The 277-nt window shown below is 36.1% G+C and carries 1 pseudogene; it reads right to left on the bottom strand.

The features are described 5' to 3' along the window. Positions 1–129: pseudogene (locus tag ACY2RT_RS15345) on the bottom strand (threonine synthase); the annotation flags it as partial. Positions 130–277: the final 148 nt, after the last annotated feature.

Consider the following 277-nt stretch of genomic DNA (forward strand, 5'->3'; position numbering starts at 1 on the left):
AAAAAAAGATTGGGGCAATGGGGTAATTTCAGAAGGAAAATACAGCCCCCTATCGGGTGCTAATCCTTGTATTCCTGCCTCTCTGAAAGAAACTTTAGGTGCGTTATGCTGTAAACTAAAATAATCCATTATCTAAGTATTCTTGTACCTTGATCTCCAATTTTTGATACATATATATTGTCTTCTATTCCTTTATTTTTATAAGTCTCATCCATAGTTTTTGCTACTATTCCAGCCAGATTCTTTCCTTTCGACAAAGCAAAAACAGAAGGCCCCG

The organism is Ulvibacter sp. 2210JD10-4 (assembly GCF_058148525.1).